Here is a 23,975-nt window from a genome sequence, read left to right on the forward strand (position 1 = left end):
GGGAGCCTTGCCATGCTGACGAGCAATCTGTTCCTGTTGTCGGTCGTCGTGCTGACCCTGGTTGTGTTTGCCGTGCTGGGCATAGTCCTGTACTTCGCCAGGCATGGCGCCCATAAGAAACCCGAGCAGGACCGCAAGGTCGTGCGGCTGCGCTCCGATTCCTTGCGCAATGCCTTCCGTCAGGCGGTCGAGCTGATCGAGGCCAACATCGCCGCGCGCGGCGAACGCTACCGCATACCGTGGATCATGGTGCTCAACGAGGGCGACGGCAGCGGCGGACTGCCGATAGCCCAGGCGGGCGTACCCAGCGTGCTGGGCTCGGAAGCCGCGGGGCCGACGTCGACGCAGGGGATTTCATGGAATTTCTTCGACCGCGGCATTGTCATTGATATCAAGGCGGCCTATCTGGACGCGCCGGGGCAGGACAGCAACGAAAAGCCCTGGGACGAATTCCTGGGTTTGTGCCGGAATTATCGTCCGCAGCGGCCCTTTGATTCGGTGGTGATCACGGTGCCTGCTGGCATGCTGCTCTCCGCCGATACGGACTCCCAGCTGGAACTTGCCCGGCGGGCCAAGCTGGCGCATCGGCGGCTGTGGTTGGCGCAGAACCGGTTCGCCATGCGGTTTGCCGTTTATGTGGTGGTGACGGACTGCGAAGCCCTGGAGGGCTTCAGCGAGTTCGCGGGAGCTTTGCCGGAACCGCTGCGGGCCAGCATGCTGGGCTGGTCTTCCCCCTACGACCTGTCCACCACATATCAATCGGATTGGGTGGAGACGGCGATGCGCTCCATCACTGGCGCCGTGTCGGACGCCAGCGCGGAACTGTTCGCGGTCGACGCGGGCGTCGCGGACGCGCGCGGCTTCCTGCTGCTGCCGGCGCGCATCCAGGCTATGCAGGCGCAGCTGCAGCTATACGTGGACGAGCTGTTGCGGCCCAGCGCTTATCACGAGCCTTTTTTCTTTCGCGGCATTTATCTGACCGGAGACAGCGGAGAGCTGGCGGCGCGCACGATCGGGCGGCAAGCCGAGTCCGGGCCGCGAGTGGATGCCGGTGACGCCGAACCGTACCTGGGCGACGGCCGTGAGGCCGCGAATCCGGCGCTGGCGGACCTGTTGCGCCAACCGGCCTTCCTGCGGGACCTTTTCGAACGCAAGATCTTCCAGGAGTACGGACTGACCCGGCCTTCGCGCTCGCAACATCTGACCCGGCCCGTGCTGCACCGGGCGGTACGTTGGGGCGGCATCGCCTTGCTCGGGGTGTGGGGCGGGGGATTGATCATCGCCACGGTAGAACTGGGACGGCACAACGCGCCTCTGGTCGCAGCGCTGGAAGATACCCGGCGCGATGCGCGCGAGCGCGCCGTGGCGTTGCAACAGGGCCAGGAGCTGCCGGCGGAATGGTACCGGCGGCGCGCCCTGGCCTTGCTGACGCTGGATCAGGGGCTGCAGGTGGATTCCGGGTGGACCGTCTTCATGCCGGGATCCTGGTCGCGCATCGACGATCTGACTCCCCGCGTGCGTGCGCGCTTTGCCCGAGAGTTCGGCGAAATTGCCGTGACGGCTATCCAGCGTGAGCTGGCCGCGCGCGCGTCGCAGCTGACGGGGGTAGGACTGGACCCGGTGAGCGGCTTGCTGGCGTCGGACGGCATATGCGCTCCGTCCGCCAGTCTGGAGGGCGATGAAAGCAGCGCCGGCAGTCTGAGCATCGATGAACAGCCCGAACTGCGTGCATTGCAACGGTACGTGGCGGGCGCCGACCAGTTCGATGCGGCGCTGCGGGCGTTTCAGCATCTGCGCCAGCCGGGCGGCGGCAACGCCGACGCGCTGCGGCAGGTGGTCCGCTACGCGCTAGGCGCCGATCTGCAAGGCGATCTGGGTAACGTGCTTCCGTACTTCAGCCGCGGCCACGATCGAAACGTGCTCTACGGCATGACGCCGACGGCAGAGCAGGGCTTGGCCAGCTTGCAGCAGGCATTCGGCTGCGCGTTCGAGAAGGCGTCGGCGCAGCTGAACCGGCGCCTCTTTGCGAATAATCCGCTGCTGCTCACGGAGCGCGCCGTGGCTCAGTCCACGCGCCAGATCACGGATGCCGCCATGAACGCGGAAGACGCGGCGCAGGTGAGCGGCAGCTATCGCAGGCTGGTTACCGCGATCACCGCTCAACAGGATCTGCTGGCGGCCGGCAAGGGAGGATGGATGCGTCAGGCCGCGTTCACGCCAGGCGCCGCCTATGACCGCGCGATGGCTCGCGCTGCCCAGAACCGTCTGCTGGGGCCGGAGGCCGCAGCGGCGGCGCGCGAGCGCGACCGCGCGGACTTCGAGGGATTCAAGAGCGAAAGAGCACTGCGTCTGGACGGGCCGGACAGCGGCCTGCTGTGGCAGGACAAGGAGGCGCGCTATGTGTTGTCTCCTTCCCGGTTGGCGTTGCGCGACGCGTTCGCGGGCCTGCTGGCGCAGCCTTTCATGGCCCCGCCACGCGACCTGCAGCCGCCCGTTCTGGACGGCGGCGCGGTCATCGTCTGGAACCGCGTGCAGCTGGATCAGGCCCTGGCGTTGGGCGAGGTGCGCAAGCGCTTTCTCGCGGACGGGATGAAGAGCGTGCCGCCCACCTTGTCACCGGTGGTGGAACGGACGCTGGACGTGCAGTTCGGCAGGCTGGTGTTCGACCAGACCATGGCAGCGGCCACGCCGGCGCAGGCCGATGCGGGAGAAGACAGCGCTGCTTTCACGGCGGCGCGCAATCGCTTGCTGCGGATCCGCGCCTTGTTGGCCGAGTTGGGCGCGACGCGGCAGTCGGACACGCTGGATGCCCTGGTGTCCCGCGACGCGATGGAGCATTTGCGCCAGGTGGATCGGCGCCTGCAGCGTTCGGAGCTGTACGCGACCCGGTTCGATGCGGAAGCCGCCGCGCCGGCCGTGCGCACTTCCGTGCTGGCGATGTTCGGCGTCGCTGACGCCGCCGGCCTCGGACCCTATCTGGACCATCAGTCGGCGCGCGCCCTGACCTTGGGCGCCGAGGCCGGGGTGTACCTGGTGGCGCTGGATCCCATCAGCGCGGCCTCGCCGCTGGCTCAACGGTGGCGCGCCATCAATCAGGATCTGGAGCGGTATCGGTTGCGCAATCCAAACAGCAGCTTGCTGCGCCTGGAACAGTTCGTGCAGGCAGTGGCGGACCCGGCTTCGGGCGGCTGCAGGGCGCGCCCCGCGGGTCCGCCGCCGGCCGGCGGCGACGATTACTTCGGCGCCGTGTATGCACGTCTGTACAGCGCGCTGCAGGGGCGTTGCAATCAACGGTATGTGTCCGACCTGCGCCAGCAGTGGGAGGATTTCTCCGCGACCTTCAACGTGCTGGTGGCGGGCCGCGCGCCGTTCAATCCGGGCGAGGTGGGTGCGGTTGCGCGGTATGCCAGCGTGGGAGCCATTGCCGCACAAGGCTCCGCGGGGCTGGCGTCGGCGGATTACGGGCAACTTGGCCAGACCTTGAAGCGTTATGACGGAGTGGCCGGAACATACCGGGATGCGGACGGCGAAGCCAGGGGCGCGACTCCATCCGGATCGGTCATGAGGTTCATCGACAATTTCGCGCAGGTCCGCGCCCTGTTCGCGCCCTTGTACCCGTCCGAGGATGCCGGGGTGGCCGGCTATGACCTGAATGTGGAGTTCCGGGCCAACCGCAGCGATGAATTGGCCGCCAACCAATTGATCGACTGGACGCTGAACATAGGGGGGCAGAGCCTGGCTCTGGGCGACGCGTCCAGGACCCTGCACTGGAATTACGGCACGCCGGTCACGCTGACGCTGCGGTTCGCCAAGGATTCGCCGCTGATCGCGATGGCGGACCCGCGGCAGCCCGCCCTGACGACCGACGGGCGAATCCTGACGTGGCAATTCAGCGATCCTTGGGCCTTGATCTCCATGATGCAGCGCCACCAGGCCGCCGACGCCGGGCCACGCGGAGCAGGCCCGCTGCTGCGCTTCGACTTTCCATTGGGAATGGCCAACGCGGCTGGAATGGCGCGGGTGCCGGACCTGGAAGAGGGGCGGGTGTTCCTGCGCATCGCCCTGATGCCGGCAGGCAGGAAGACACCGCTGCAATGGCCGAACAGTTTTCCGGCGCGCGCGCCGGAATGGAGCGCGCAATGAGCAAGCACGAAGCAATGCCGCTGGAGGGGGCGGTACTGGAAGCCCTGCTGGCGCCGTTGCCGCTGGAAGGCGGCGCGGGTGCCGCGCTGCGCTATGCACCCGTGTACCAGCAGATCCAGGATGCGCGCCGGCATGACGACGCCAGTCTGCCGATGGGCGACTGGGACCGTCCGTTGCAAAAAGCGGATTGGCCGCTGGTTGCCGCGTTGTGCCAGGAGGCTCTGGCAACGCAGGGCAAGGACCTGCAGGTGGCGGCATGGTTATGCGAAGCCTGGACGCGCTTGCATGGCCTGGAAGGCCTGGCGGCGGGGATCCGTGTGCTGGACGGCCTGCTGCAGCGTTATTGGGAAACCGCCTGGCCGCGGATGGAAGACGAAGACGCGGCCGACGCGCGTTGTGCGCCGTTCATCTGGCTGGACACCACCCTGTCGCTGGCCTGCACGCTGCATCTGCCGTTGCTGCGCGCCGAAGACAGGGAGCCGCCCGAGATCAATCTCTACGATTGGGAGCGCGCCTGCAATACGTCCCGTGCGATTTCCAGCATCGAAACGGATGCGGAATCTGAATCTGAACCTGCCGAGCCTGCGCTCAGCCGGGATGCCTTGATGCCGTATGCGGCGCTACCGGCCAACCGTGCGGGACTTCAGTCCATGGTGAGGTTCGTCGACGCGGCCGCAGCCGCATGGGAAGGGCTGGAACGCAGATTGGACGAACGGCTGGGGCGCGACGCGCCGGGGCTGCGGCGTACTCCCGATGTATTGGCCCGGCTGGCGCGCGTGGCCGGCGGCCTGCTGGCCGAACACAGCATCCGGTCAGGGGGAAAGGGCGAAACCATCGCCGGCGATGCCAGGAAAGCGCCGGCGCTGACAATGCCCGGCCGGGCGCATGCGGATCAGGAGGCCGCGGCCATTCATGATCCTGTGGACGCCGGTGTCGTGGCGTCGTTGGGTCCGCTGACCAATCGCGCGCAAGCCTACCGCCAGCTATCGCGCATCGCCGATTACCTGGCGGCGATCGAACCGCACAGCCCCACGCCCTACCTGTTGCGAAAGGCAGTGGCCTGGGGCGGCATGTCATTGGCGGACCTGATGCAGGAAGTCGCGCAGGAAGAGGGGGGAATGGCGCGGTACCTGTCGCTGTTGAACGAATAGCGGAACGGTTACTTGGGTTTGCCCAGCAAGCCGCCCCGGCGCGCCAATAGTGTGGCCTGCGTGCGGTTTTGCACGCCGAGCGCAGACAGGATGGCGGTGATGTGAGTTTTGACCGTTTTCTCGGCCACGTCCAGTTGCAGCGCAATCTCGCGGTTGCCTATGCCGGCGCATATCAGGCGCAGCACGTCGCTTTGCCTGGGAGTCAATTCGCTGAGCAAGGCAATTTCATCGGTCATGGCCGCGCACGGTATGGCCGCGGCGGTGGGCGGCTGCGCGCCTGTTCCTTGCGGCGATTGCATTTCCTCCAGCGCTGCGAGCAGCATCTGGCTGCTTGCGGACTTGTGCAGGAAGCCGCGCGCGCCTGCCATCAGCGCGCGGTCGCGGTCGTTCTGGTCTTCGGAGGCGGACATCACCAGGATGCGTATGCCGGGGCGCAATTGGCGCAGGCGCTTGAGCAGCGCGCTGCCGCCGATGTCCGGCAGGTAGTAATCCATGATCACGCAACTGATATCCGCACGGGCTGCAAGCATCGAGATGGCCTCGTTGCCGTTCGATGCCAGGCAGATTTCAAGGGAGGGCGCCAGCCGTGCAATGGTCAGTTGCAGACCCTCGCGAAACATTGCGTGGTCGTCGACCATCAGCACAGCCGTCATGGGAATCTCCGGGTAGGGTGGCCAGCTGCCGGCGGGGGCGGTGCTGGCTCCGGAGCGCCGCGGAGCACCCTGCGCAGGGCAATTCGGCGATGACATAATTTGTTAAGAAATTATCAAAATATGACGTCGCGGTCAATGCGTAAGCGCGCCCGCGACAAGGGGCGGACGCTCCTTGCCTGGCCGGGCCCATGGATGCTCTTGGCGTATGGCTACGTGCGCGGCGCTTCGCCTTCCTCGCGCGCCTCCAGCTCGTTGCCCAGCACCTCGGCCGAGTCCTCGCCACGCGGCGCGGGTTCCAGCGGGCGCCGGGTGTGGCCGGCGGCGCGGGCGTCCTCGCCTTCGTCGGGCCGCTCGGCTTGCACGAAGACATTCGCCGGCGGCGCATAGCCCCGCTTGTCCTGGCCGAAGTACACCACGGTGTGCGGGTAGGGCAGTTCGATGCCGGCGGCGTCGAAGTGCTTCTTCAGCAGGCGGTTGTAGCCGCGCTGCACGGCCCACTGCATGCCCGGCGTGGTCTTGATCAGGATCCGGATGGTCACGCCCTTCTCGTTGACCGCGGTGACCCCGGCGACCGTGATGTCTTCCAGGATCTCGGGCCCAAGCACCGTGTCGGTCATCAGCTCGGCGAAGGCCGCGCGCAGATGCACGATGGCGTCGTCCACGCTCTCGCGATGCGCGATGGTGTATTCGCCCAGGTGGTACGAGAAGTCCCGCATGTGGTTGGCGACGACGTCCACGGACGAGAATGGCACCAGATGGTAGCCCCCGTCCAGCGTGCGGATGCCCACCGAGCGTATCGTCATCTTCTCCACCGTGCCGAATACGCCCGCGACCTGCACCACGTCGTTCTCGTTCATGCCGTTTTCAAGCTGGATGAAGACGCCCGTGATGATGTCCTGGACCAGCTTCTGCGCGCCGAAACCGATGGCCAGGCCGACCACGCCGGCGCCGGCGATCAGCGGTCCGACGTCGATGCCGATCTGCGACAGCAGCACCATCAACGTCATCGTCACGATGACGATCAGCGCCGCGTTGCGGAACAGCGCCAGCAGGGTGCGCTCGCGCGCGCTGGGCATGCCGCGACCTTCGCTCTGGCTGAGGCGATGCTCGATGATGCTGGCGATCACGGTCCAGGCCAGCGCCGCGATCAGCAGCACGATGACGATGTTCACCGTCATCCGGATGGCGGCGCCGCCGGCATCCGAGGCCAGCCAGCGCGACAGGTCGAAAGCGCGCCACGCGTCCAGGACCAGCAGCACCAGCACGATGCGAATGATCAGGCCGACCAGCTTCAAGGTGGCGGGCACATAGGCGTTGACGCGCGCCTCCAGCAGCGGCAGGCGCTTGCGCAGGTCGTCCGGCAGTCTGATGGGTTTGGCCAGCACGGTGTTCAGCAGCAGGATCAGCAGGCTGCCCACGCCGATGACCAGCAGGGTCTGCGCGGTGGCGCGGGCCATGAAGGGCAGGGCGTTGGTCGGGTCTACCTGGCTGACGACCAGCAGGATGGTGAAGTAGCCTATGCCCAGCACATGCCACACGCGCGCCAGAATGTGCAGCCGCGAGCCCATGAACGTCGTCGCGCTGGCGGCGCGCCGGTCGAGGTGCCCGCGCACGGTCTGGCGGTTGCGCCAGATGACGCGCACCGCATACACGTACACGGCCAGCATGATCAGCAGGTTGGCCAGCCGCCCCAGCGCGGGCGACAGCGAGGCCGAGACCACGGGATCGATCAGCAGCGTGCCGTAGCCGGCCGCGGTGGCGATGCGCAGCAGCCACGCATTCCAGTACCTGGCGTTGTCATCCGTCATGGGCAAGAGGCGCAGGTGCGGATGCTTGACGGCGAACACCGTGCGGACCAGCACCTTGACGATTTCCACCGAGACGAAGGCGCGCAGGAATACCGCGGCCAGCGTGTCCAGCGTGCCGCGGCCAGGCGTGCTCCACAGGGCTGCGGCGCCGCCTGCCATGGCGGCAAGCACCACCACGCCGGCATCGATGGCCAGCGCGCCCACGATGGCTCCGGCGCGCCGGTACAGCACCCGCATGGAGGCAGGCGCGCCGCGTTTGGGCGGCGCTTCGGGAGCGTGGCGCTGTTCGGCGACCCAGCGGTCGATGCGTCCGTAGACGTACATGGCGATCATCCGCAGCAGGATGAAGGCGAGGATGGTGGCGGCCGCGGCCAGGGCGAGAGGCTTCAGGGCATGGCCCGCGGCGTCGCCGTCCATGCGCAGGCTGCTGCCCGAGGCCAGTGCGCGCATGTCTTCCACGCCCTGCCCCATGTCGGTCGCAAGGCCGGTCAGGAAGCGCTGGACGTTGTCGGCCATGCGTTCCTGCAACCCGGGTTCGGCGGGCTGCGCGGACGCAGGGGCCGCGCCTGCGGGACGGGAAGCGGCAGGCTTTGCGCCGGTGGCCTGCGCGCGCAACTCATCCACCAGCGCCTTGCGCGCTTCGGGATTCTCCAGCAAGTCCGCCAGGGCCGCCGGAGTCAGCGCCGAGGAAGACGCCGCCGCGGCTTGCGGCTGTAGCAGCCCCGCGGCCTGGGCTTGCCAGGAAAGGGCAAGGCAACACAGCATTGTCGCCAGCAGCAGGGCCGCCAGCCAGGGCCTGGGCCGTCGGCGCCGCCGCAATGGGGCTGCCAGGACGGCAGGCGGGAAATGAACCGATGCTGTCGTTGCGGATCTAACCACTAGTGAATCTCCTGTGCGATCTGGGCAAAAAATTGGGGGCGAAGTCGTGCCGCGCTTAAGAAATCCGGCGCGTCGCCGTTAGTGCAGATGGCTCAACTCTGGTCTGGAGCTTTTTCATGACCTCCAAATTTGTCTTCCCGGCGTTGGGACTCTTGCTTGCAGGCAGCATCGGGCTGGCGGCCCAGCAGGCAAAGTCCGCGCCGCTTGCGCCGATGCTCGTGCGCTTCACGGTTCCCAGTCTCTGCACGGTCAGCCAGGGACCGGCTCGTCCCGCGGTGCGATGTTCCCAGGGAACTCCCTGGCATGCGCAGCGCACGGGGGGCGACCAATACTGGACAGTGGTGTTCTGACCCTCAGAATTCGATGGTCGCGGTCACCACGTCGCTGTATTGCCCGGGGGGTGGCGCCGTCTGCGCGGGCACCCGTCCATAGACTTGCACCTGCTGGATGTTGCCGGTTCCCGTGCCGGTGACGAAGGCGGTGCCCGCGGTGCCGTCGCCCCAGGGGATCGTGCGGTCCGCCGACGTGTGCAGGTCATACCTTACCAGCCGCGTGCCGGTGGCGTCTCGCAGGTAGCGCTGGCTTACGGTGCCGTTCTGGCCGCCATTCAGGCGTATTCGGTAGGCGTCGTTGTTCGTGCAGCGCACCGCCAGCGTCGTATTGGCCAGGCGCGCCGAGCGAAAGTCAGCCATCGACCCGAAGTTCAACGGGGAGGCGGAAATGGTGCAGTTGTTGGTCACGTTGGCGCGTACCGTGAAGTTATAGCTGCCGCGAGTGGTCAGCGACGAGCAGGCGGGCCGGACCAGGATGGAGAATCCGTAGTCGAAGGTTGCCACGCCGGTGAAAGTTTCCGAGTACGCGGTCGTGGCGTTGTTGGCTGTGGGTACCGTGTATTGGCCTGACAGGATCTGCCCGGTAATGGGCTGGTTGACGGTGGCCTGGCTGCCTAGCAGGGGCTGGGTGAGGTCGATGATGACGGGCGTGGATCCGTTGGCGGCCGAGCCCCACAGCGGGCTCATGGAGGAGTTCGGCGATAGCCGGTATTGCAGGCGATTGACGCCATTGGCCATCTGCCGCGGGTCTTGCACGGTCGATCCGCCGCCGATGCCCAGATTCACGCACACGCGGGCATATCCCGGGGTAAGCAGGCCCCAGGTGCAGGTCGCCGTCAGCGTGCCGGTCTGCGTTACCGATGCGCCGAGCACCGGATTGAAGTTCGGAAACGTGATGGGTGTCATGGACACGGTGCAAGTTTGCGCATGCGCGCCGTTCCCGCCCAGCCACAGGGCCGCCAGCAGCAATGCGGCCATCAGTGTTTTCATGGCCGGGCCTCCACGCATGCCACCGGCCCCAGGCGCGGCAGGCTGCCGTCGGCGGGGGCCTGGAAGTCGAACCGCGCCGTGCAGGCAAGATCGGGACCTTGGACGTCCAGATGATTGCGCTTGCCCAGGTTGCGCACGAAGGTCTGGCTGCCGTAGCCCACCACGCCCTCGGACCCGCTCTCCCTGTGCACGACCCGCGCGCCCACCGGCAGCGGCTTGCCGTTGCCGTCCACGAGATCGACGGTGGCCGCGGCCTCGTGGGTGATGCCGAACTCCGCCAGCACGCCGGATCGGGACTGGGGCACGACGTCGAGCGCATAGGCCGACACCTGCGCGTTGGGTGGCAGGTCCATGCCGTCGAGTTCCAGCGTGTTGGTCTGGTAGCTGTTCAGGTCCGGCACCACCAGGCGGCCGTTCGAGCCCGTATGGCCGATGACCCGGTTCTGATGCAGGATGGGCAGGCCGGGTTCGCCGGTGGAGACCAGCGCGAAGCCGTCGTCGATGCGCCGGGACGCTTGCGCCGCGCCATCCATGAACACGAAGGCGCCATTCACGTCGAGCTCTCCCGTGGTGCGTCCGTCGTAGCGCTGCGCGCCCAGCGTGATCTCGCCGTAGCGTCCCAGGTAGCGGCCCCAGCCTTGCTCGTAGCGGCCCGCCTCGTAGGTGCCGGCCTGCACGCCCCAGCCGAATCCGCCGCCGTAATCGGGGCTGCGGATTGCGCTGGCGTTGGTGTATGAGCCGCCGTCCTGGCGTCCGGCCATGGCATTGAACGAGGTTTCGCCCAGGGTGATGCCCAGGCTGAGGAACGCGCCGCGGCTGTCGCTGTCGTTGAAGTCCTGGTAGGCGCTCACGCTCAACGTGGCGCGGTTGCCCAGCCGCGTGGTGTAGGCCACTGAACCGATGTGGGCGGCGTCGACGCCCGGATAGCGTTGGCCGATATAGCTCAGCGATACGGTCTGCCCGCCACCCAGGGGCACGGCCAGCGTCGCCCTGTCGCTGGCGCGCGATACGGGGATGCCGTCGTTGGCCGCCAGATCGGCGTAGTCGGAAATCGCGCGCAGGCTCTGTATGTCGATGGAGTAGCGCTCGTCCACGTACTGATAGCCCAGGCCCACCTGCAGGCCGCTGTTCCTGCCCAGGCTGCCGGCCAGCGACGCGTTGACGACGCCCGCCATGCCCAGCTTGGCCAGCATGCCGGCCCCCGCGTTGTACAGGCCGGCGCTGGCTTCGCCATGCGCTTCAACGGTCAGTGCATTCGAGACGCCGTATTGCCAGGTGCCGCTGAGGGCGGGATCGTCCTTGTAGTCGAACGAGCGCCAGCCATACGCGCGGCGCAGAAAGCCCGCTTCGACCGAATAGCTGGACATGCCTTGCGCCAGCAGCCGCGTATCGATGTAGATGGGCACCGACTGCGACACGGGCCGGCCCAGGGCGTCGCGCGTGATGACGTTTGCCTGCCCGAAACCCGTGATGCCCGCGACGTTGTCGACCACGAAGGGGCCGCTGGGGACGTCGCCCGAATAGCGGCGGATGTTGTTGATATAGACATCGACGGAGGACGGCACCACGGCGCTGCCGGCGAAGTCCGGCATGGGGAACGTGACCAGGTCGGGCCGCAATGAGAAATTGCGCCGCCATTGCAGGCCGCCCATGCGTATGGAGCGCGACCAGGCCAGCGATCCGGAAATCGTGTCGCCCACCTGGGTGGCCGTCAATGTGGCGGGGTCGGAGTGGGTCCAGCTGGAGTCGAAGCGGACATAGCGCCGCAGGTCGCGATACAGGTAAGCCGTGCCTGTATTGCTGAGGACCCCATATTGGTCGAAATAGCGTTGTTCGCTCCAGATCGCCAGCGGATTGTCGCGGTCGGTGCGTGCATAAAGATCGTAATTGATGAGCAGGCCGCGATCCGCCGTGGCCGCTGCGACGGGATTCAAGCCCCGCGCATCGATACGGTTCGCGATGCGGTACCGGTCCGGCAGGTCGAGATCGACGTCTTGCGCGGCCGCGTCGTAGCGGTACTTCAGGCCGGGGATCTCTTCCAGGGGAATCCGTGCATCGTCTGCTATTCCCAAGGCATGGGTATCGATCCCCAGGCTGCGCAAGTCCGCGCCGCGAGCCGACAGGCGGCCATGCTCGTCTTCGAATCGCGCGATCCGATGGCTGGGCTGGCCGCCGATGCTGACGTTCAGATAGACGTCGATGGCCGCCAATCCCACGGCCGTCTCAGGCGCGGCCTGTGCACGCACGCCGCCATGAACCGCTGCGGCGGCGAGCATCAGAGTCAGCTGCATGGCGCGCGTGCAATGTTTCACTTCCCTGTTTCGGCTTGCACGTCGGCCTGGACGGGAACGCTGTTCACCCGCGCGTTGACCGTGACCGCCCCGTGCATGGCGGGCTGGAAGGGCAGGGGCCACTGGCGCGCGCTGCCGCCCAGGACGTAGCCGAGCAGGCCATCCCGCAGGCTGCGGCGCTGGCCGTTGAAGATCAGTGCCACGTCGCTGAGCTGCGCGCGGTGCGTGCCGCTGTTGTCGACGCGCAGGGCCCAGTCGGGACCGTTGCGCACCAGGGTCCAGGTCAGGTGCCGCTGCGCGGGAGTTTGCGGGGCCGCGCCCACGAACACAGGCACCGAATAGCGCAGCCGCACTTGCACGCCCGTTGCGCGCAAAGGATCGGGTGGCGCGATTTCGTCGATGATCAGGCGGTACGACGCTTCGCCGGGCCGCTTGGCGGCCTCGGGCTGCAAGAGGCGCACGACTTGCGTGCCGCCCGGCGCGATCTGGATCATCGGGGGGCTGGCCACCAGGTCCGAGGTCTCCTGCAGCACGTCTTCGGTCGTGGTCTGGCTCCATGCGTACACGCGGACCTGGCCATAGATGGGTTCGGCGCCTTCGTTGCGCAAGGTCATGCTGGCGGCGCGTTCCGCGCCGTCCAGGTTCAGGATTACCGGCGAGATCTGCAGGCTGGCGGCATGCGCTTGCAGCGCCATGCCGAACAAACAGGCCCCCGCCGCCTGGCGTACGATCCCAAGCGTCGTCATGTCGATCCGCGGTCAGAAGTAGACGGTGGCCGTGACCGTCGACTGGTACGTATCCGGCTTGGGGGCGGCCTGGGGCGGCACCCTGCCGTAGACGGTCAGCGTCTGGGCCGCGCCCGTGCCGGTGCCGCCCACCGTGTCCGTGCCTTGCGTGTTGCCCCAGATCGTCGTGCGGCCTGCATTCTGGTAGAGCTGATAACCCACGCTGGTGGTGGTGTTGCCTGGCGCGGTGCCCACGAGCAGGCGATTCGCGATCGTCGAGCCCGCCGCCGTGCCGGCGTCCAGGCCTACGTTGTAGGGCGTGGTGTTGGTGCAGGTGACCCTGACTGTAGTTTCCTGATTCACCGCGGCGCTCAAGAGGCCGGTAGAGGGAAAGACCAGCGGATCGGCCGCAATCGTGCAGTTTGCCTGCACCGTCAGGGAAACATTGAAAGTCGCCGTCGCGGTCCCGTTCTGGTAGACCTGAGCGGGGGCCGCGGCGGGCAGGGATAAGCCGATAGTCGCGGACAGAATCGCAGCAGAACCGATGGCCTTCATGCTCGCTCTCCTCCAAGTCAATGGCTAGCTCGACCTTAGCGGAGGGGGCAGTGCAATTTATTTCGCATTATTTCTAACTTCTTCGGTTGCTGTCCCAGGCGCGAATTTTCGGCGCCAGCTGAAGCCGGTTTGGGCCGTTGCTGAGACATAGCGGATCTTTGTTCCGTTCTCTAGCCAAAACCGAAATGAAAAGACACAACTTCGGGCCGACAGCGGTTGTCCAGGATTACGGGTGGATTGGACGAATCCCCAAGCCAAACTCAATGGAAATCCAAGGTGTACGCGAAGCGTTCCCGTAAGGGGCTGAGCATACTGGCCTCGTCGCTTGTCCCGACGAATGCGTTGCTCACCTACAAGGAACTGCCGTGATGTTGACACCGATCCGTTCGCCGCTATGGCGTTGCGCCAGCGCGGCGTTGTGCGCCGCGATGCTGGCGGGCTGCGCGGTCGGGCCCGACTTCGTCCGGCCGGCCGATGGACTGGCCGAGGTGGATCTCGCGCCGAGGCAGGAGCCTGCCGGTCACGCGCGGCTGTCCGACGCCGAGGTGCCGGTGCAATGGTGGCTGCTGTTCGAAGATCCCGTGCTTGCCCGGCTTCAGGCCCAGGCCGCCGCCGGCAACCTCGATCTGCAGATGGCCGCCGCGCGCATCGAACAAAGCCGGGCGCAGTTGGGGATCGCCTCGTCGGAACTCTTGCCCAGCTTGGACGCGGGCGCCAGTTATGCGCGCGAAGCGCTCAGCGAAAACGGCAAGTTCGTCGCGTTGGGCGCGTCCAGCACCCCCGACGACTTCTGGCGGCTGGGGTTCAACGCCAGGTGGGAGATAGACCTGTGGGGCCGCGCCCGGCGCCTGCGCGAAGGCGCCGAGGCTTCCCTGGAAGCCACCGTGTACGACCGCGAGGCCGCAAAGGTGGCGTTGGCGGCCGAGGTGGCCCGCGCATACCTGCAACTGCGCGGCACCCAGGCCCAGCTCGACATCGCCCGGCAGAACCTGGCGGTCGCCGAGCGGGTTTTGGGCTTGACGCAGAGCCGGGAACGCAATGGCGTGGCCACCCGTTTCGAAACCGCTACGGCCCGCGCGCAGCTGGCGACGGTGCGGGCCTTGTTGCCCGAGCTGAACAAGCGCCGCAATGCGCTGCTGAATGCGTTGGCGCTGCTACTGGGTGAGCGGCCGCGCGCATTGGACGAAACGTTGCGCGGCACGATGCCGCTGCCCTCCCTGCCCGCCAGCGTGCCAGTCGGCGTGTCTTCGCAGCTGGCGCACAGGCGGCCCGACATCCAGCGCGCCGAGGCCCGGCTCCATGCCGCCACGGCGGCGATAGGAGTGGCCAAGGCCGACTTCTATCCGCGCATCGCCCTGGTCGGCCAACTTGGAGTGGAAGCGTTCGACGGCAGCGACCTGGCCAGCTGGGACTCCCGCTTTTTCTCGATCGGCCCGACGGTCTACCTGCCCATTTTCCAGGGCGGCAGGCTGGTGCAGCGCCTGGCGCTCAACGAAGCGCGGCAGAAGGCGGCAGCGCTGGCCTACAGGCAGACGGTCCTGCAGGCCTGGCATGAGGTGGACAATGCACTGGATGCCTGGGCCGAGCAGCAACGCGAACACGATGAACTGCTGGTGTCGTATGAGCAGAACCTGCAGGCGCTGCGGGCCGCCGAGCGCGGCTATGAACAGGGGGCGTCCGACTATCTCACCGTGCTCACCGCGCAGCGCAACCTGCTTGCCAGCCAGACCCGTCTGAACGCCAGCGCCACCGACGGCACGCTTACGGTGGTCAATCTGTACAAGTCGCTGGGCGGCGGCTGGAATTCGCAAGAGCAGGCCACGCCATGAGCGCTACGCCATCCGCTCAAGCGGCGCACGGCCAGCCCAAGCCTTCGATGCGCGCCATGGCCGGACTTCTGGGCATCTTTCTCGCGGCCATGATGGCTGGCTTGAACAACCGTGTCGGCGTATTGGCGCTGGCGGACTTGCGCGGCGCGCTGGGCGCCGGCTTTGACGGGGGTTCCTGGCTCACGACGGCATACAGTGCGGGAGAACTGATTGCCATGCCGTTCGCGGCGTGGTTCGCCATCACGCTGTCGGTGCGCCGCTTCGAACTCTGGATGCTGGGCACGTGCACGACGCTGGCCTTGGTCCTGCCTGCTGTCCAGGACCTGCATCTGCTGCTGGCCCTGCGGTTCCTGCAGGGTCTCGCCAGCGGCACCACGATTCCCCTGTTGATGATGGCGGCGCTGAAGTTCCTGCCGCCGCCCATCAGGCTGTACGGCCTGGCGTTGTATGCGATGACCGCCACTTTTGCCCCCAATCTCTCCATCTGGCTGGCTGGCCTGTGGACCGACGCGCTGTTCGACTGGCGTTGGGTGTATTGGCAGATCATCCCTCTGGCCGTGATCGCCGCGGCGCTGGTCGGCTGGGGGCTGCACCGCGAGCCTGTGGACGCAGGGCGCTTTCGTCAGGCCAATTGGTTCGGCATGGCTTGCGGCGTGCCGGCTTTCGGATTGATCGCCGTCGCGCTGGACCAGGGCGTCCGGCTGGACTGGTTCAACTCGCCCCTGGTCACATTTGCGCTGGCAGCGGGCGTGATTCTTTTGGTCGTCTATCTGCTGACGGAGTGGTATCACCCCATGCCGTTCATCAAGCTGCAGGTTCTGGGTCGCCGGAATCTGGTGTTGGGTTTCACGCTGTTCGTTTTCCTGCTGGTGGTGCTGTTGTCCGGCTCATTGCTGCCGGCCGGCTATCTGGCGCCGATCCAGGACTACAGACCCGCGCAAATGGCATCCATCGGGCTGATCGTGGCGCTGCCGCAGTTGGTCCTGGGCTTTGCGGTGGCGTTGCTGCTGTATCGGAAATGGGTGGATGCGCGGATGGTGTTTTCGGCGGGGCTGGTCCTGATCGCGCTCGCCTGCCTGGCAGGCGCGCAGTTGACGGTCACGTGGAACCGCGAGCAGTTCGTGCTGGCACAGGCATTGCAAGCCGTGGGGCAGCCCATGGCCGTGGTGTCCATGCTGTTCCTGATCACCAGCGTGGTGCAACCGCACGAAGGGCCTTATGTCTCGGGGGCAATCAATACGCTGCGCGCGCTGGGCTCGGTGCTGGGCGCCGCCGTGGTCGGGCAGCTGTTGACCGTGCGCGGCCGCTTCCATGCGGAAATGTTGCTGGGCCAGGCGGCGCTGGTCGGCAACTACGTCCCGGACAGCCTGGAGCCCGGGCAGCTCATGCGCATCGTCAGCCAGCAGTCGCTGGTGCTGTCGATCGCCGATGCCTACCGCGTATTGGGCGTCCTGGCGTTGCTGCTGATTCCCATCGTGTTGAGGCTGAACTACATCCCCCCTCCCGATCTGCGCCCGGTCACGCGTCCTTCCACAGTTCCATCTTCCATTCAGGGATAGTCCATCATGGCATTACCGAAGAAAGCAAAGATCACGACCACGGCGCTGCTGCTCATGCTGCTGATCGGCGGCGGCCTGTATCTCAACCGTTCCGAATCCCGGGCATCCACCCAGTCCACCGACGACGCCTACGTGCACGCGGATTTCACGATGGTGGCGCCGCAGGTCGCGGGCCGGATCGACAAGGTGCTGGTCGAGGACAACCAGCCCGTCAGGCAGGGGCAACTGCTCGCCACCGTGGACGACCGTGATTTCGTCGCCGCCGCCAATGCCGCCCGGGCCCAGGCGGCCAGCGCCCAGGCCAGCGTCGCCGGCCTGCAAGCCCGGCTGGTCCAGCAGGAGTCCTCCATCCGCCAGGCGCAGGCGGCGGTGGCGGTGGACGAGGCCGCGCTGAAGCTGGCCCGTGCCAACCAGACGCGCTATCGGAACCTGGCGACGGACGGCTCGGGAACCGTCCAGGCGCGCCAGCAAGCCGAAATGCAGGCCAGCGTTCAACAGGCCAGCCTGGAAAAGGCCCAGGCCAGCCTGCTGGCTGCCCGCCAGCAGGTGGATGTCCTGCAGGCGGACCTGGAAAAGGCCCGCGCCGCCTTCGCCCAGGCGCAGGCGGTGCAGGCCGCGGAGGAACTCAAGTTGTCGTACACCCGCATCACCGCGCCCGTGGACGGCACCGTGGGGCAGAAATCGGTGCGTGTCGGCGCCTTCGTCACTGTCGGCAAGCCTTTGCTCGCGATAGTCCCGCTGGACGCTGTCTATGTGTCGGCAAACTTCCGGGAAACGCAGCTGGCGCGCGTGCGGCCGGGCCAGGCGGTGGCTATCGAGGTCGATGCGCTGGCGGGCGAGGTGCTGGCGGGAACGGTGGAAAGCCTGGGGCCCGCCAGCGGCGTGAGCTATTCCGCAGTCGCGCCGCACAATGCCACCGGCAACTTCACCAAGATCGTCCAGCGGCTGCCGGTGCGGATTCGCATCAATGCGGATCAGCCTGCAGCCGCCAATCTGAAGGTGGGCATGTCGGTCACGCCAGAAATCCTGGTCGATGACTGATGGAATCGAGGGGGACGGCCGCCGCTATTGCGGCAGGCCCGCCGCGCGCAGGCCTTCCGTCAACGTTGCGAGATGCTGCGGCGCGCAGATGGGCACCCATTCCGCAAGCGTGGACAGACGCAGGCTGGGATTGAGCTGCCGCAGGTTCTGCAGCCCGCGTTGCGCGTCCGTCGTCCGTCCGGCCAACGCGTGGCTGGCCGCGCCTATCGCGACCGCCATCTGGAAGCTCGGCAGGTTCTGGTAGGCCTTCTCCGCCCATGACGCCGCCGCGTCAAAATCCTTCAGGAAGAGATGCGCGGTGGCCATGCCTGCCTGCATGCGGTAGAGCTCCGGGTCACGGGGACTGAGCCGCATCGCATGCTTCAAGAACTCCACGGCGTCCTCGACTTCTCCCCGCCAAAGCCTGAGGAACGCACCCAGGAACCACGCCGCGGCCAGATTCGGATTGAGGCTGAGCGCCTTGTCGAGCAGCGCGATGGCGCCCGAGGTGTCCCCGCCCAGCTGGCCCAGCGCGTGGCCGCCCCGAGTCAGCGCAACCGCGTCGTCCGGCCCCAGGTCGACGGCCTTGCGACCCAGGCGTATACCCTCCGCGGTCTCCTTCCCGACATCCGTCATCCAGTTGTTGACCCTGCGCCAGCAGTGGCACCACGCCGCCATTGCATACGCCGACGCGTAATCCGGATCGGTCGCGATAGCGGTATGGAAGAGTTGCAGCGCCTGGTCGACGGATTCGCGGGTGCCCTGGTGCAGTTTGGTCATGCCGCGCAGATAGTAGTCGTAGGCGTCCAGGTTGCCGGTAGGCTTGCGCTGGGCGCGGTCGATCTCGGCCCGCTCCAGCTGCGGCGCGATGGCGCCCACCACGCTTTCGGTGATCTGGTCCTGCAGTTCGAAGATGTCCCCCAGCACGCCCTCGAAGCGGCCCGCCCAATGCAGTATTCCCGTGGTCGCGTCGATCAGTTGCGCCGAGGTGCGCACGCGGTTTGCCGACTTGCGCCAGCTGCCTTCCAGCACATAGCGTACCCCCAGTTCGCGGCCCACCTGTTTGGCGTCCACGCCGTGCCCCTTGTACGCGAAGCTCGAGTTCCTGGCGACGACGAAAAGCCAGCGGTATTGGGACAAGGCCGAGATGATGTCCTCGATCACGCCGTCCGACAGATAGTCCTGTTCCGGGTCGCCGCTGAGATTGACGAACGGCAGCACGGCGATGGAGGGCTTGGCGAGAACCGCCGGCGCGGAAGCGGAAACTTCAGCAGGCGTGGCGTGCATTACCGGCTGGCTCGCGGAGGCGGAAGCCGTCGGAAGGCTTGCGGCCTGCGGCGCTTGTTCGCTTGTCACTGCCGCGACGAAGCGAAAGCCCTTGCGGGCGACGGTCCGAATCACGCGCTGTTGTTGCCCGTCGTCGCCCACAGCCTTGCGCACCGCGTTGATGTGGGTGGCCAAGGTCGACTCCGACACGATCCGGCCTTGCCACACGGCGTTGACCAGGTCGTCGCGGCTGACGACGCGGTCGCGGTGCTCCATCAGGTACGCGAGTACGTCGAAAACCTTGGGCGCCGTGGCAACGGCGCTGGACGCGCGCAGCAGCTCGCGCCGGTCCAGGTCCAGCACGCAGTTGTCAAAAGAGAATTGCATTCCGTACTCCTTGTGCCGTTCTTGTGCGCCTGGCTTCAGGTCAGTCGGCTGGACGAATGCGCAAGCCAAATCCAAGGGAAAAACAAGGCGGCCGCAAAGCCTTCCGCCCGGGTGCTAAGCATACTGCAAGCACCCGGTCGGGATGTGCGACGGGACGGCAATCAAGCAAGGAGCGGAACATGAAAATCGTGGTTATCGGCGGTACCGGCCTGATCGGGTCGAATGTGGTGCAACGGCTGCGCGCAAACGGTCATGAAACCGTTGCGGCATCGCCCAGGACGGGCGTGGACACCTTGACCGGCGCGGGATTGGCCGAGGCCCTGGCCGGGGCGCAGGCAGTGCTGGACGTGTCCAATTCTCCGTCGTTCGAGGATCAGGCAGTGATGGCGTTCTTCGAAACCGCTGGGCGCAATCTGTTGGCGGCGGCAACCCGGGCTGGCGTGGAACATTACCTGGCGCTATCCGTGGTCGGCGCTGAGCGATTGCCGGACAGCGGCTACATGCGCGCCAAGGTGGCCCAGGAAAAGCTGATCCGGGAATCGAAGATTCCCTACACCATCCTGCGCGCAACCCAGTTCTTCCAGTTCGTAGAGGGCATCGTGAGCGCGGGTGCGCAAAATGGCATGATCCGGCTGTCTCCCGCCCTGATCCAGCCCATCGCGGCCGACGACGTATCGGCGGTGCTGGCCGACCTGGCCGTCGCGACTCCGGTCAATGGCACGGTCGAAGTGGGAGGGCCGGACCGCTTTCCACTTGACGAGCTGGGCCGCAAGTTCCTGGCTGCGCGCGGCGATGCCCGCACCGTTGTTGCCGACGTGCACGCGCGCTACTACGGCAGCGAGCTGGACGACCGTTCGCTGGTCGCGGGCGCGCATGCGCACATCGGACCGACGCGCTTCCAGAATTGGCTCACTCGCCCCGCAGCATGACAGCAGCTGCAAAGAGCTGCGGCGCAAGGCGGGCGGGATCGAACTGGGGAAGCGCGTCGGGCTGTTCGAATCAAGGGCCGCCGAGGACGCTCATGGAAAATCGCGGAATATCCCTGCAGGACATTCTCATCTTCGTGGAAGTGGTCAAGCACGGCGGATTCACATCCGCCGCTGCGATGCTGGACATGCCTGTTTCCACGGTGTCCAGGCGGCTGTCGATACTGGAGAGCCAGCTGGGCGCTCAGCTATTGGTACGCACGACGCGCAAGGTGTCCACCACGACGGCCGGTGTCCGCTATTTCGAGGAATGCGTCGGCCACGTCGAGGCCGCGCTCAATGCGCACGAGGTCATTCAATCGTATGTCGGCCGACCCGAAGGAACGCTGCGCGTTTCGATTCCTTCCAGTCTCACTGCGTTGCTGCCTATCCTGGTCGCGGCGATGCGCCGGGATTATCCGAAGGTCAGGCTCGACATCGTGGTGGGGGGAGGGGAAACGGGGCACAATCCGATGCCTTTTGAATTGTCGATCCGGGGCGGTCCTCAGCGCGATTCTTTGCTTATCCAGCGTCCGGTGCTGGAGCTCAGGCGCGTCCTGATCGCATCGCGCGCCTACCTGAACGCCGCGGGGCGCCCCAGGGACCCGGCGGATTTGCACAACCATGAGTTGCTTGTGGTCGCGACCGAGACGGACTGGGAACTGCGCCGAAACGGCGAGAGTCGCCGCATTCCGGTTTCATCGACGGTGGTGACCGAGAGCGCCTTGCTCAATGTGCAGCTGGCGATGGCAGGCGCGGGCATCGCATGGATGCCGTGTGATCTGCTGCTGGACCACAGGGGGGCGCGGCGCACGCTGGAGCGTGTGTTGCCGGAGTGGGAACTGCCTCCCACGACCCTGTATGCGCTCTCTCAGACGCGCGTGGTCTCCGCGCGCGCCCAGGCGTTCCTGGACACATTCAAGGGGTTGCTGCAGGGCGTTCCGAAGCAACCCCAGATCGCCATCAGCCGAAAGTAAAGGCGTAGGCTTCAACGCCGGGCTCCAGGAACTCGATCTGGAAGACGCGGTCGCGGTCCGGCGTCTGTTGCCGCACCAGCTGATAAAGCTTGTGCCCCTCGATGACGCCCTCTCCCTGCTCATTGATGTCGGCCCCGTGATCCGCCAGCGGCGGCCGGCCGTCCAGCGTGACGCGGAATCGCACCGGCCGGCCGTCCGCCGCAGGGCCCAGCACCATGTGCAGGTCGCGCGCATGAAAGCGCTGGATGACGCGGCCGTTGGCGCCTGTGGCCACCGCAAGTTCCGGTTCCAGCCGCCATGATCCGGCCAGCGTCCATTGGTTGGCGCCCAGTTCGCCCGCGGGCTGGTAGACCGCGTCCTTATGCTGCCTGATCGGCGTGCCGCCCGGCGCGTAGCTCGTGGCCTTGCCATAGCCCAGGTAGCTTTCGCCCGAACGCAGCGTCGACCACTGCGGCGGCGCTTCCACGCCGCGCGCCGCGGGCCGGGCGGCATCGGCGTCGGGCAGCGTCCGGCCCGCTTCCGCAAGCAGGCGCTGGATCACGCGTTCCGTCTGCTGGTAATCGTGCTCGCCCGCGACCGTGTACCGCACGCGGCCCTGGCCATCGAGCAGATAGAAGGCGGGCCAGGACTGATTGCGGAACGCTCGCCAAATCCGGAACCCGTTGTCCAGGGCGACGGGGTATTGAATGCCCAGGTCCGCGACCGCCCGGCGCACATTGGAGGCGCTCTTCTCGAATGCGAATTCGGGCGAGTGCACGCCTATCACTTCCAACCCGGCATCCTTGTACTTGTCGTGCCAGGCCTTCAGATAGGGGAGCGTGCGCAGGCAGTTGATGCAGGAATAGGTCCAGAAGTCGACCAGCACGATCTTGCCATCGAGATCGGCGGCGCCCAACGGTCCGGAATTCAGCCAGCCGTTGGCATCCTGCAGGGATGCCAGCGGACCGTTCGCGGCTGCGAACGTCTTGGCCGGATTGTTCGGGCGTAGCTGTTCGACCAATTGCTGCTCCAGCCGCGCTGCGCCCGAGGCAGAGGCGCTGGAGAGAAGCGCCGGGTTCCATCCGAGCGCGGACACGGCAACCGCGGCCATGACGGCGGCGCCGGCCACCCTGCGCAGGCCTTGGGCCGCAGGCAGGAAGCGGTGCAACGTCGCGGCCATGCCGCGTCCGAGCCAGAGCGCCGCGGCCAGCGCCACCGCCGCGCCGCAGGCGAATGACAGCAGCAGCAAGGAAGTCTGGATGTTCGCGCCGTTGAGCGCCGCGCTGGTAAGCAGCAGTCCCAGGATGGGGCCGGCGCACGGCGCCCACAGCAGGCCGGTGCCCAGGCCCAGCCCGATGGAAAGCAGCCCGGCCGCGCGCGGCGAGCCGGGAGGCGCTCCTGCCAGGCGATTGCCCAGCGCAACCAGCGGCCGGCTCATCCAGTCGCCCACGGCGGGCAGCAGCAACGCAAGTCCGAAGAGCGCCAACAGTGCCATCGCGGCGTAGCGCGCGCCCTCATTGAGCGTCACGACCCAGGCGCCGCCGAACGCCGCCAGGCTGGCGACCGCCGCGAACGCGACGGCCATGCTCGCGAGCAGCGGCAAGGCATGGGTCCGGAATGAACCTGATCCGCGTGCGAACACGAAGGGCAGGATGGGCAGGATGCAGGGGCTCACGATGGTGAGAACGCCGCCAAGAAAAGCTACAAGAATGATCAGCATGGGTAGGCACCGCGACGCAAGGAGAGAGGGGCGCGAGAGTCAGGACTCGCGCTTTTGCCGGCGCGCGCCGCTGTCGTTGCGCGCCGTGATGGTCTGGCAGCTCAGCGGGTTGCGCAGCTCATGCGCCAGTCCGCCGGCAAACAGGATGAGTACGAGCAGGAGCTTGCGCATGTCGGTTCCCCTTCAGGCCGCATGGACGTTGAGGGTCACATCGATGTTGCCCCGCGTGGCTTTCGAGTACGGGCAGATTTCATCGGCCGCGTGGGCAATCTGCTCGGCCAGCGCCTGGCCCAATCCGGGCAGGAACACGTTGAAGCGGGCTTGGAGCAGGTAGGCGCTGCCCGCCATGCCCAGATCCACTTCCACGTCCACCGCGCGATCGTTCGGCAGTTGCACCTTCATCTGTTTGGCAATGACGTCCAGCGCACTGGTGTAGCAGGCGGACCAGGCGCCCGCGAAAAGCTGCTCGGCGGTCGGATGCGGCTGGATGTCTTCGAAAGCCTGGACCAGGCCCGGGTTGTTGGGAGTCGAAAGACGGATATCGAGCCGTTCCTCGCCGCCCTGCGAGACATAGTTGCGAGAGAGGGTCGTATGGGTCTTGCCGGTCAAAAGGACTTTCTGGATACGGGCGGGCATGGGGAACTTCCTTGTCAGTTGGAATTTAAATCGGATTCGATTAAATCGAATGCGATTGAAGCGCATGGTAAGAAGCGCGAGTCCCGGCGTCAAGAGGCTGAAGCGAGGAA

At 66.6% G+C, this 23,975-nt stretch carries 18 protein-coding genes; 8 read left to right on the forward strand and 10 right to left on the reverse strand.

Annotated elements, in window-relative coordinates:
* Positions 1 to 12 precede the first annotated feature (12 nt).
* Entirely contained in the window at positions 13 to 4,143 is a 4,131-nt protein-coding gene (locus IB257_RS12745) for a type VI secretion system protein (RefSeq protein WP_192492380.1), read from the forward strand.
* Complete coding sequence (gene tssA / locus IB257_RS12750; RefSeq protein WP_225588893.1) at positions 4,140 to 5,294, forward strand: type VI secretion system protein TssA; 1,155 nt, start codon at positions 4,140 to 4,142, stop codon at positions 5,292 to 5,294. Before IB257_RS12745 ends, tssA begins: the two co-directional genes overlap by 4 nt.
* A gap of 8 nt (positions 5,295 to 5,302) precedes the next feature.
* Here the strand turns inward: tssA and IB257_RS12755 are convergent, their stop codons facing one another.
* Positions 5,303 to 5,947 (reverse strand): response regulator transcription factor, encoded by a 645-nt coding sequence (locus IB257_RS12755; RefSeq protein ID WP_054451868.1) that lies wholly within the window; start codon positions 5,945 to 5,947, stop codon positions 5,303 to 5,305.
* A 209-nt stretch (positions 5,948 to 6,156) separates the two neighbouring features.
* Entirely contained in the window at positions 6,157 to 8,520 is a 2,364-nt protein-coding gene (locus IB257_RS12760; RefSeq protein ID WP_192352742.1) for a mechanosensitive ion channel domain-containing protein, read from the reverse strand.
* A 230-nt stretch (positions 8,521 to 8,750) separates the two neighbouring features.
* On the opposite strand from IB257_RS12760, the gene IB257_RS12765 reads away from it, so the two are divergent.
* Positions 8,751 to 8,984, forward strand: coding sequence for a hypothetical protein (locus IB257_RS12765; protein ID WP_192492381.1), 234 nt, complete (start codon positions 8,751 to 8,753; stop codon positions 8,982 to 8,984).
* Positions 8,985 to 8,987: 3 nt separating this feature from the next.
* On the opposite strand, the gene IB257_RS12770 is transcribed toward IB257_RS12765, so the two are convergent.
* The 4 genes from IB257_RS12770 to IB257_RS12785 are packed head-to-tail and all read right to left on the reverse strand — an operon-like array spanning position 8,988 to position 13,527.
* Complete coding sequence (locus IB257_RS12770; RefSeq protein ID WP_158598584.1) at positions 8,988 to 9,956, reverse strand: spore coat U domain-containing protein; 969 nt, start codon at positions 9,954 to 9,956, stop codon at positions 8,988 to 8,990.
* Entirely contained in the window at positions 9,953 to 12,232 is a 2,280-nt protein-coding gene (locus IB257_RS12775; protein WP_192492545.1) for a fimbria/pilus outer membrane usher protein, read from the reverse strand. The genes IB257_RS12770 and IB257_RS12775 overlap by 4 nt, the downstream gene beginning before the upstream one ends.
* A gap of 32 nt (positions 12,233 to 12,264) precedes the next feature.
* Entirely contained in the window at positions 12,265 to 12,993 is a 729-nt protein-coding gene (locus tag IB257_RS12780) for a molecular chaperone (protein ID WP_192492382.1), read from the reverse strand.
* A gap of 12 nt (positions 12,994 to 13,005) precedes the next feature.
* A complete protein-coding gene (locus tag IB257_RS12785; protein ID WP_054451863.1) occupies positions 13,006 to 13,527 on the reverse strand; it encodes a spore coat U domain-containing protein in 522 nt (173 codons plus the stop codon).
* A gap of 368 nt (positions 13,528 to 13,895) precedes the next feature.
* Between IB257_RS12785 and IB257_RS12790 the strand changes: the two genes are divergently transcribed.
* From IB257_RS12790 to IB257_RS12800, 3 genes are read left to right on the forward strand one after another with little or no spacing between them, the layout of a single operon-like run.
* The gene (locus IB257_RS12790) at positions 13,896 to 15,356 is read left to right on the forward strand and encodes an efflux transporter outer membrane subunit (protein WP_175212564.1); all 1,461 of its coding nucleotides are present in this window, start codon (positions 13,896 to 13,898) and stop codon (positions 15,354 to 15,356) included.
* Positions 15,353 to 16,915, forward strand: coding sequence for an MFS transporter (locus IB257_RS12795; protein ID WP_225588895.1), 1,563 nt, complete (start codon positions 15,353 to 15,355; stop codon positions 16,913 to 16,915). Before IB257_RS12790 ends, IB257_RS12795 begins: the two co-directional genes overlap by 4 nt.
* Before the next feature lie 6 nt (positions 16,916 to 16,921).
* Positions 16,922 to 17,956, forward strand: a complete 1,035-nt coding sequence (locus IB257_RS12800) for an HlyD family secretion protein (RefSeq protein WP_054451860.1) — start codon at positions 16,922 to 16,924, stop codon at positions 17,954 to 17,956.
* 24 nt (positions 17,957 to 17,980) lie between these two features.
* On the opposite strand, the gene IB257_RS12805 is transcribed toward IB257_RS12800, so the two are convergent.
* Entirely contained in the window at positions 17,981 to 19,588 is a 1,608-nt protein-coding gene (locus IB257_RS12805; protein ID WP_054451859.1) for a winged helix-turn-helix domain-containing tetratricopeptide repeat protein, read from the reverse strand.
* Positions 19,589 to 19,767: 179 nt separating this feature from the next.
* Here IB257_RS12805 and IB257_RS12810 point away from each other — a divergent pair, with 179 nt between their 5' ends.
* Together IB257_RS12810 and IB257_RS12815 are read left to right on the forward strand one after the other, a co-directional pair.
* Positions 19,768 to 20,517 (forward strand): SDR family oxidoreductase, encoded by a 750-nt coding sequence (locus IB257_RS12810; RefSeq protein WP_054451858.1) that lies wholly within the window; start codon positions 19,768 to 19,770, stop codon positions 20,515 to 20,517.
* 92 nt (positions 20,518 to 20,609) lie between these two features.
* The gene (locus tag IB257_RS12815) at positions 20,610 to 21,530 is read left to right on the forward strand and encodes a LysR family transcriptional regulator (protein ID WP_175180652.1); all 921 of its coding nucleotides are present in this window, start codon (positions 20,610 to 20,612) and stop codon (positions 21,528 to 21,530) included.
* On the opposite strand, the gene IB257_RS12820 is transcribed toward IB257_RS12815, so the two are convergent.
* Genes IB257_RS12820 through IB257_RS12825 form a run of 3 tightly spaced genes read right to left on the reverse strand, consistent with a single transcriptional unit; the run spans position 21,517 to position 23,865 of the window.
* Entirely contained in the window at positions 21,517 to 23,229 is a 1,713-nt protein-coding gene (locus IB257_RS12820) for a cytochrome c biogenesis protein CcdA (RefSeq protein WP_192492383.1), read from the reverse strand. The genes IB257_RS12815 and IB257_RS12820 overlap by 14 nt on opposite strands.
* 39 nt (positions 23,230 to 23,268) lie before the next feature.
* Positions 23,269 to 23,400 (reverse strand): hypothetical protein, encoded by a 132-nt coding sequence (locus IB257_RS31715; RefSeq protein WP_255423697.1) that lies wholly within the window; start codon positions 23,398 to 23,400, stop codon positions 23,269 to 23,271.
* 12 nt (positions 23,401 to 23,412) lie between these two features.
* Complete coding sequence (locus IB257_RS12825; RefSeq protein WP_175212561.1) at positions 23,413 to 23,865, reverse strand: Ohr family peroxiredoxin; 453 nt, start codon at positions 23,863 to 23,865, stop codon at positions 23,413 to 23,415.
* Positions 23,866 to 23,975: the final 110 nt, after the last annotated feature.

The organism is Achromobacter sp. ACM03, from assembly GCF_014851665.1.
In the GTDB taxonomy this organism is placed as follows: domain Bacteria; phylum Pseudomonadota; class Gammaproteobacteria; order Burkholderiales; family Burkholderiaceae_B; genus Achromobacter; species Achromobacter aegrifaciens.

Bases quoted from the DNA above. Each gene is read 5' to 3' on its own strand.
- IB257_RS12745 (WP_192492380.1), top strand. From the start codon at position 13: ATGCTGACGAGCAATCTGTTCCTGTTGTCGGTCGTCGTGCTGACCCTG.
- tssA (WP_225588893.1), top strand. From the start codon at position 4,140: ATGAGCAAGCACGAAGCAATGCCGCTGGAGGGGGCGGTACTGGAAGCC.
- IB257_RS12755 (WP_054451868.1), bottom strand. From the start codon at position 5,947: ATGACGGCTGTGCTGATGGTCGACGACCACGCAATGTTTCGCGAGGGT.
- IB257_RS12760 (WP_192352742.1), bottom strand. From the start codon at position 8,520: ATGCTGTGTTGCCTTGCCCTTTCCTGGCAAGCCCAGGCCGCGGGGCTG.
- IB257_RS12765 (WP_192492381.1), top strand. From the start codon at position 8,751: ATGACCTCCAAATTTGTCTTCCCGGCGTTGGGACTCTTGCTTGCAGGC.
- IB257_RS12770 (WP_158598584.1), bottom strand. From the start codon at position 9,956: ATGAAAACACTGATGGCCGCATTGCTGCTGGCGGCCCTGTGGCTGGGC.
- IB257_RS12775 (WP_192492545.1), bottom strand. From the start codon at position 12,232: ATGCTCGCCGCCGCAGCGGTTCATGGCGGCGTGCGTGCACAGGCCGCG.
- IB257_RS12780 (WP_192492382.1), bottom strand. From the start codon at position 12,993: ATGACGACGCTTGGGATCGTACGCCAGGCGGCGGGGGCCTGTTTGTTC.
- IB257_RS12785 (WP_054451863.1), bottom strand. From the start codon at position 13,527: ATGAAGGCCATCGGTTCTGCTGCGATTCTGTCCGCGACTATCGGCTTA.
- IB257_RS12790 (WP_175212564.1), top strand. From the start codon at position 13,896: ATGTTGACACCGATCCGTTCGCCGCTATGGCGTTGCGCCAGCGCGGCG.
- IB257_RS12795 (WP_225588895.1), top strand. From the start codon at position 15,353: ATGAGCGCTACGCCATCCGCTCAAGCGGCGCACGGCCAGCCCAAGCCT.
- IB257_RS12800 (WP_054451860.1), top strand. From the start codon at position 16,922: ATGGCATTACCGAAGAAAGCAAAGATCACGACCACGGCGCTGCTGCTC.
- IB257_RS12805 (WP_054451859.1), bottom strand. From the start codon at position 19,588: ATGCAATTCTCTTTTGACAACTGCGTGCTGGACCTGGACCGGCGCGAG.
- IB257_RS12810 (WP_054451858.1), top strand. From the start codon at position 19,768: ATGAAAATCGTGGTTATCGGCGGTACCGGCCTGATCGGGTCGAATGTG.
- IB257_RS12815 (WP_175180652.1), top strand. From the start codon at position 20,610: ATGGAAAATCGCGGAATATCCCTGCAGGACATTCTCATCTTCGTGGAA.
- IB257_RS12820 (WP_192492383.1), bottom strand. From the start codon at position 23,229: ATGCTGATCATTCTTGTAGCTTTTCTTGGCGGCGTTCTCACCATCGTG.
- IB257_RS31715 (WP_255423697.1), bottom strand. From the start codon at position 23,400: ATGCGCAAGCTCCTGCTCGTACTCATCCTGTTTGCCGGCGGACTGGCG.
- IB257_RS12825 (WP_175212561.1), bottom strand. From the start codon at position 23,865: ATGCCCGCCCGTATCCAGAAAGTCCTTTTGACCGGCAAGACCCATACG.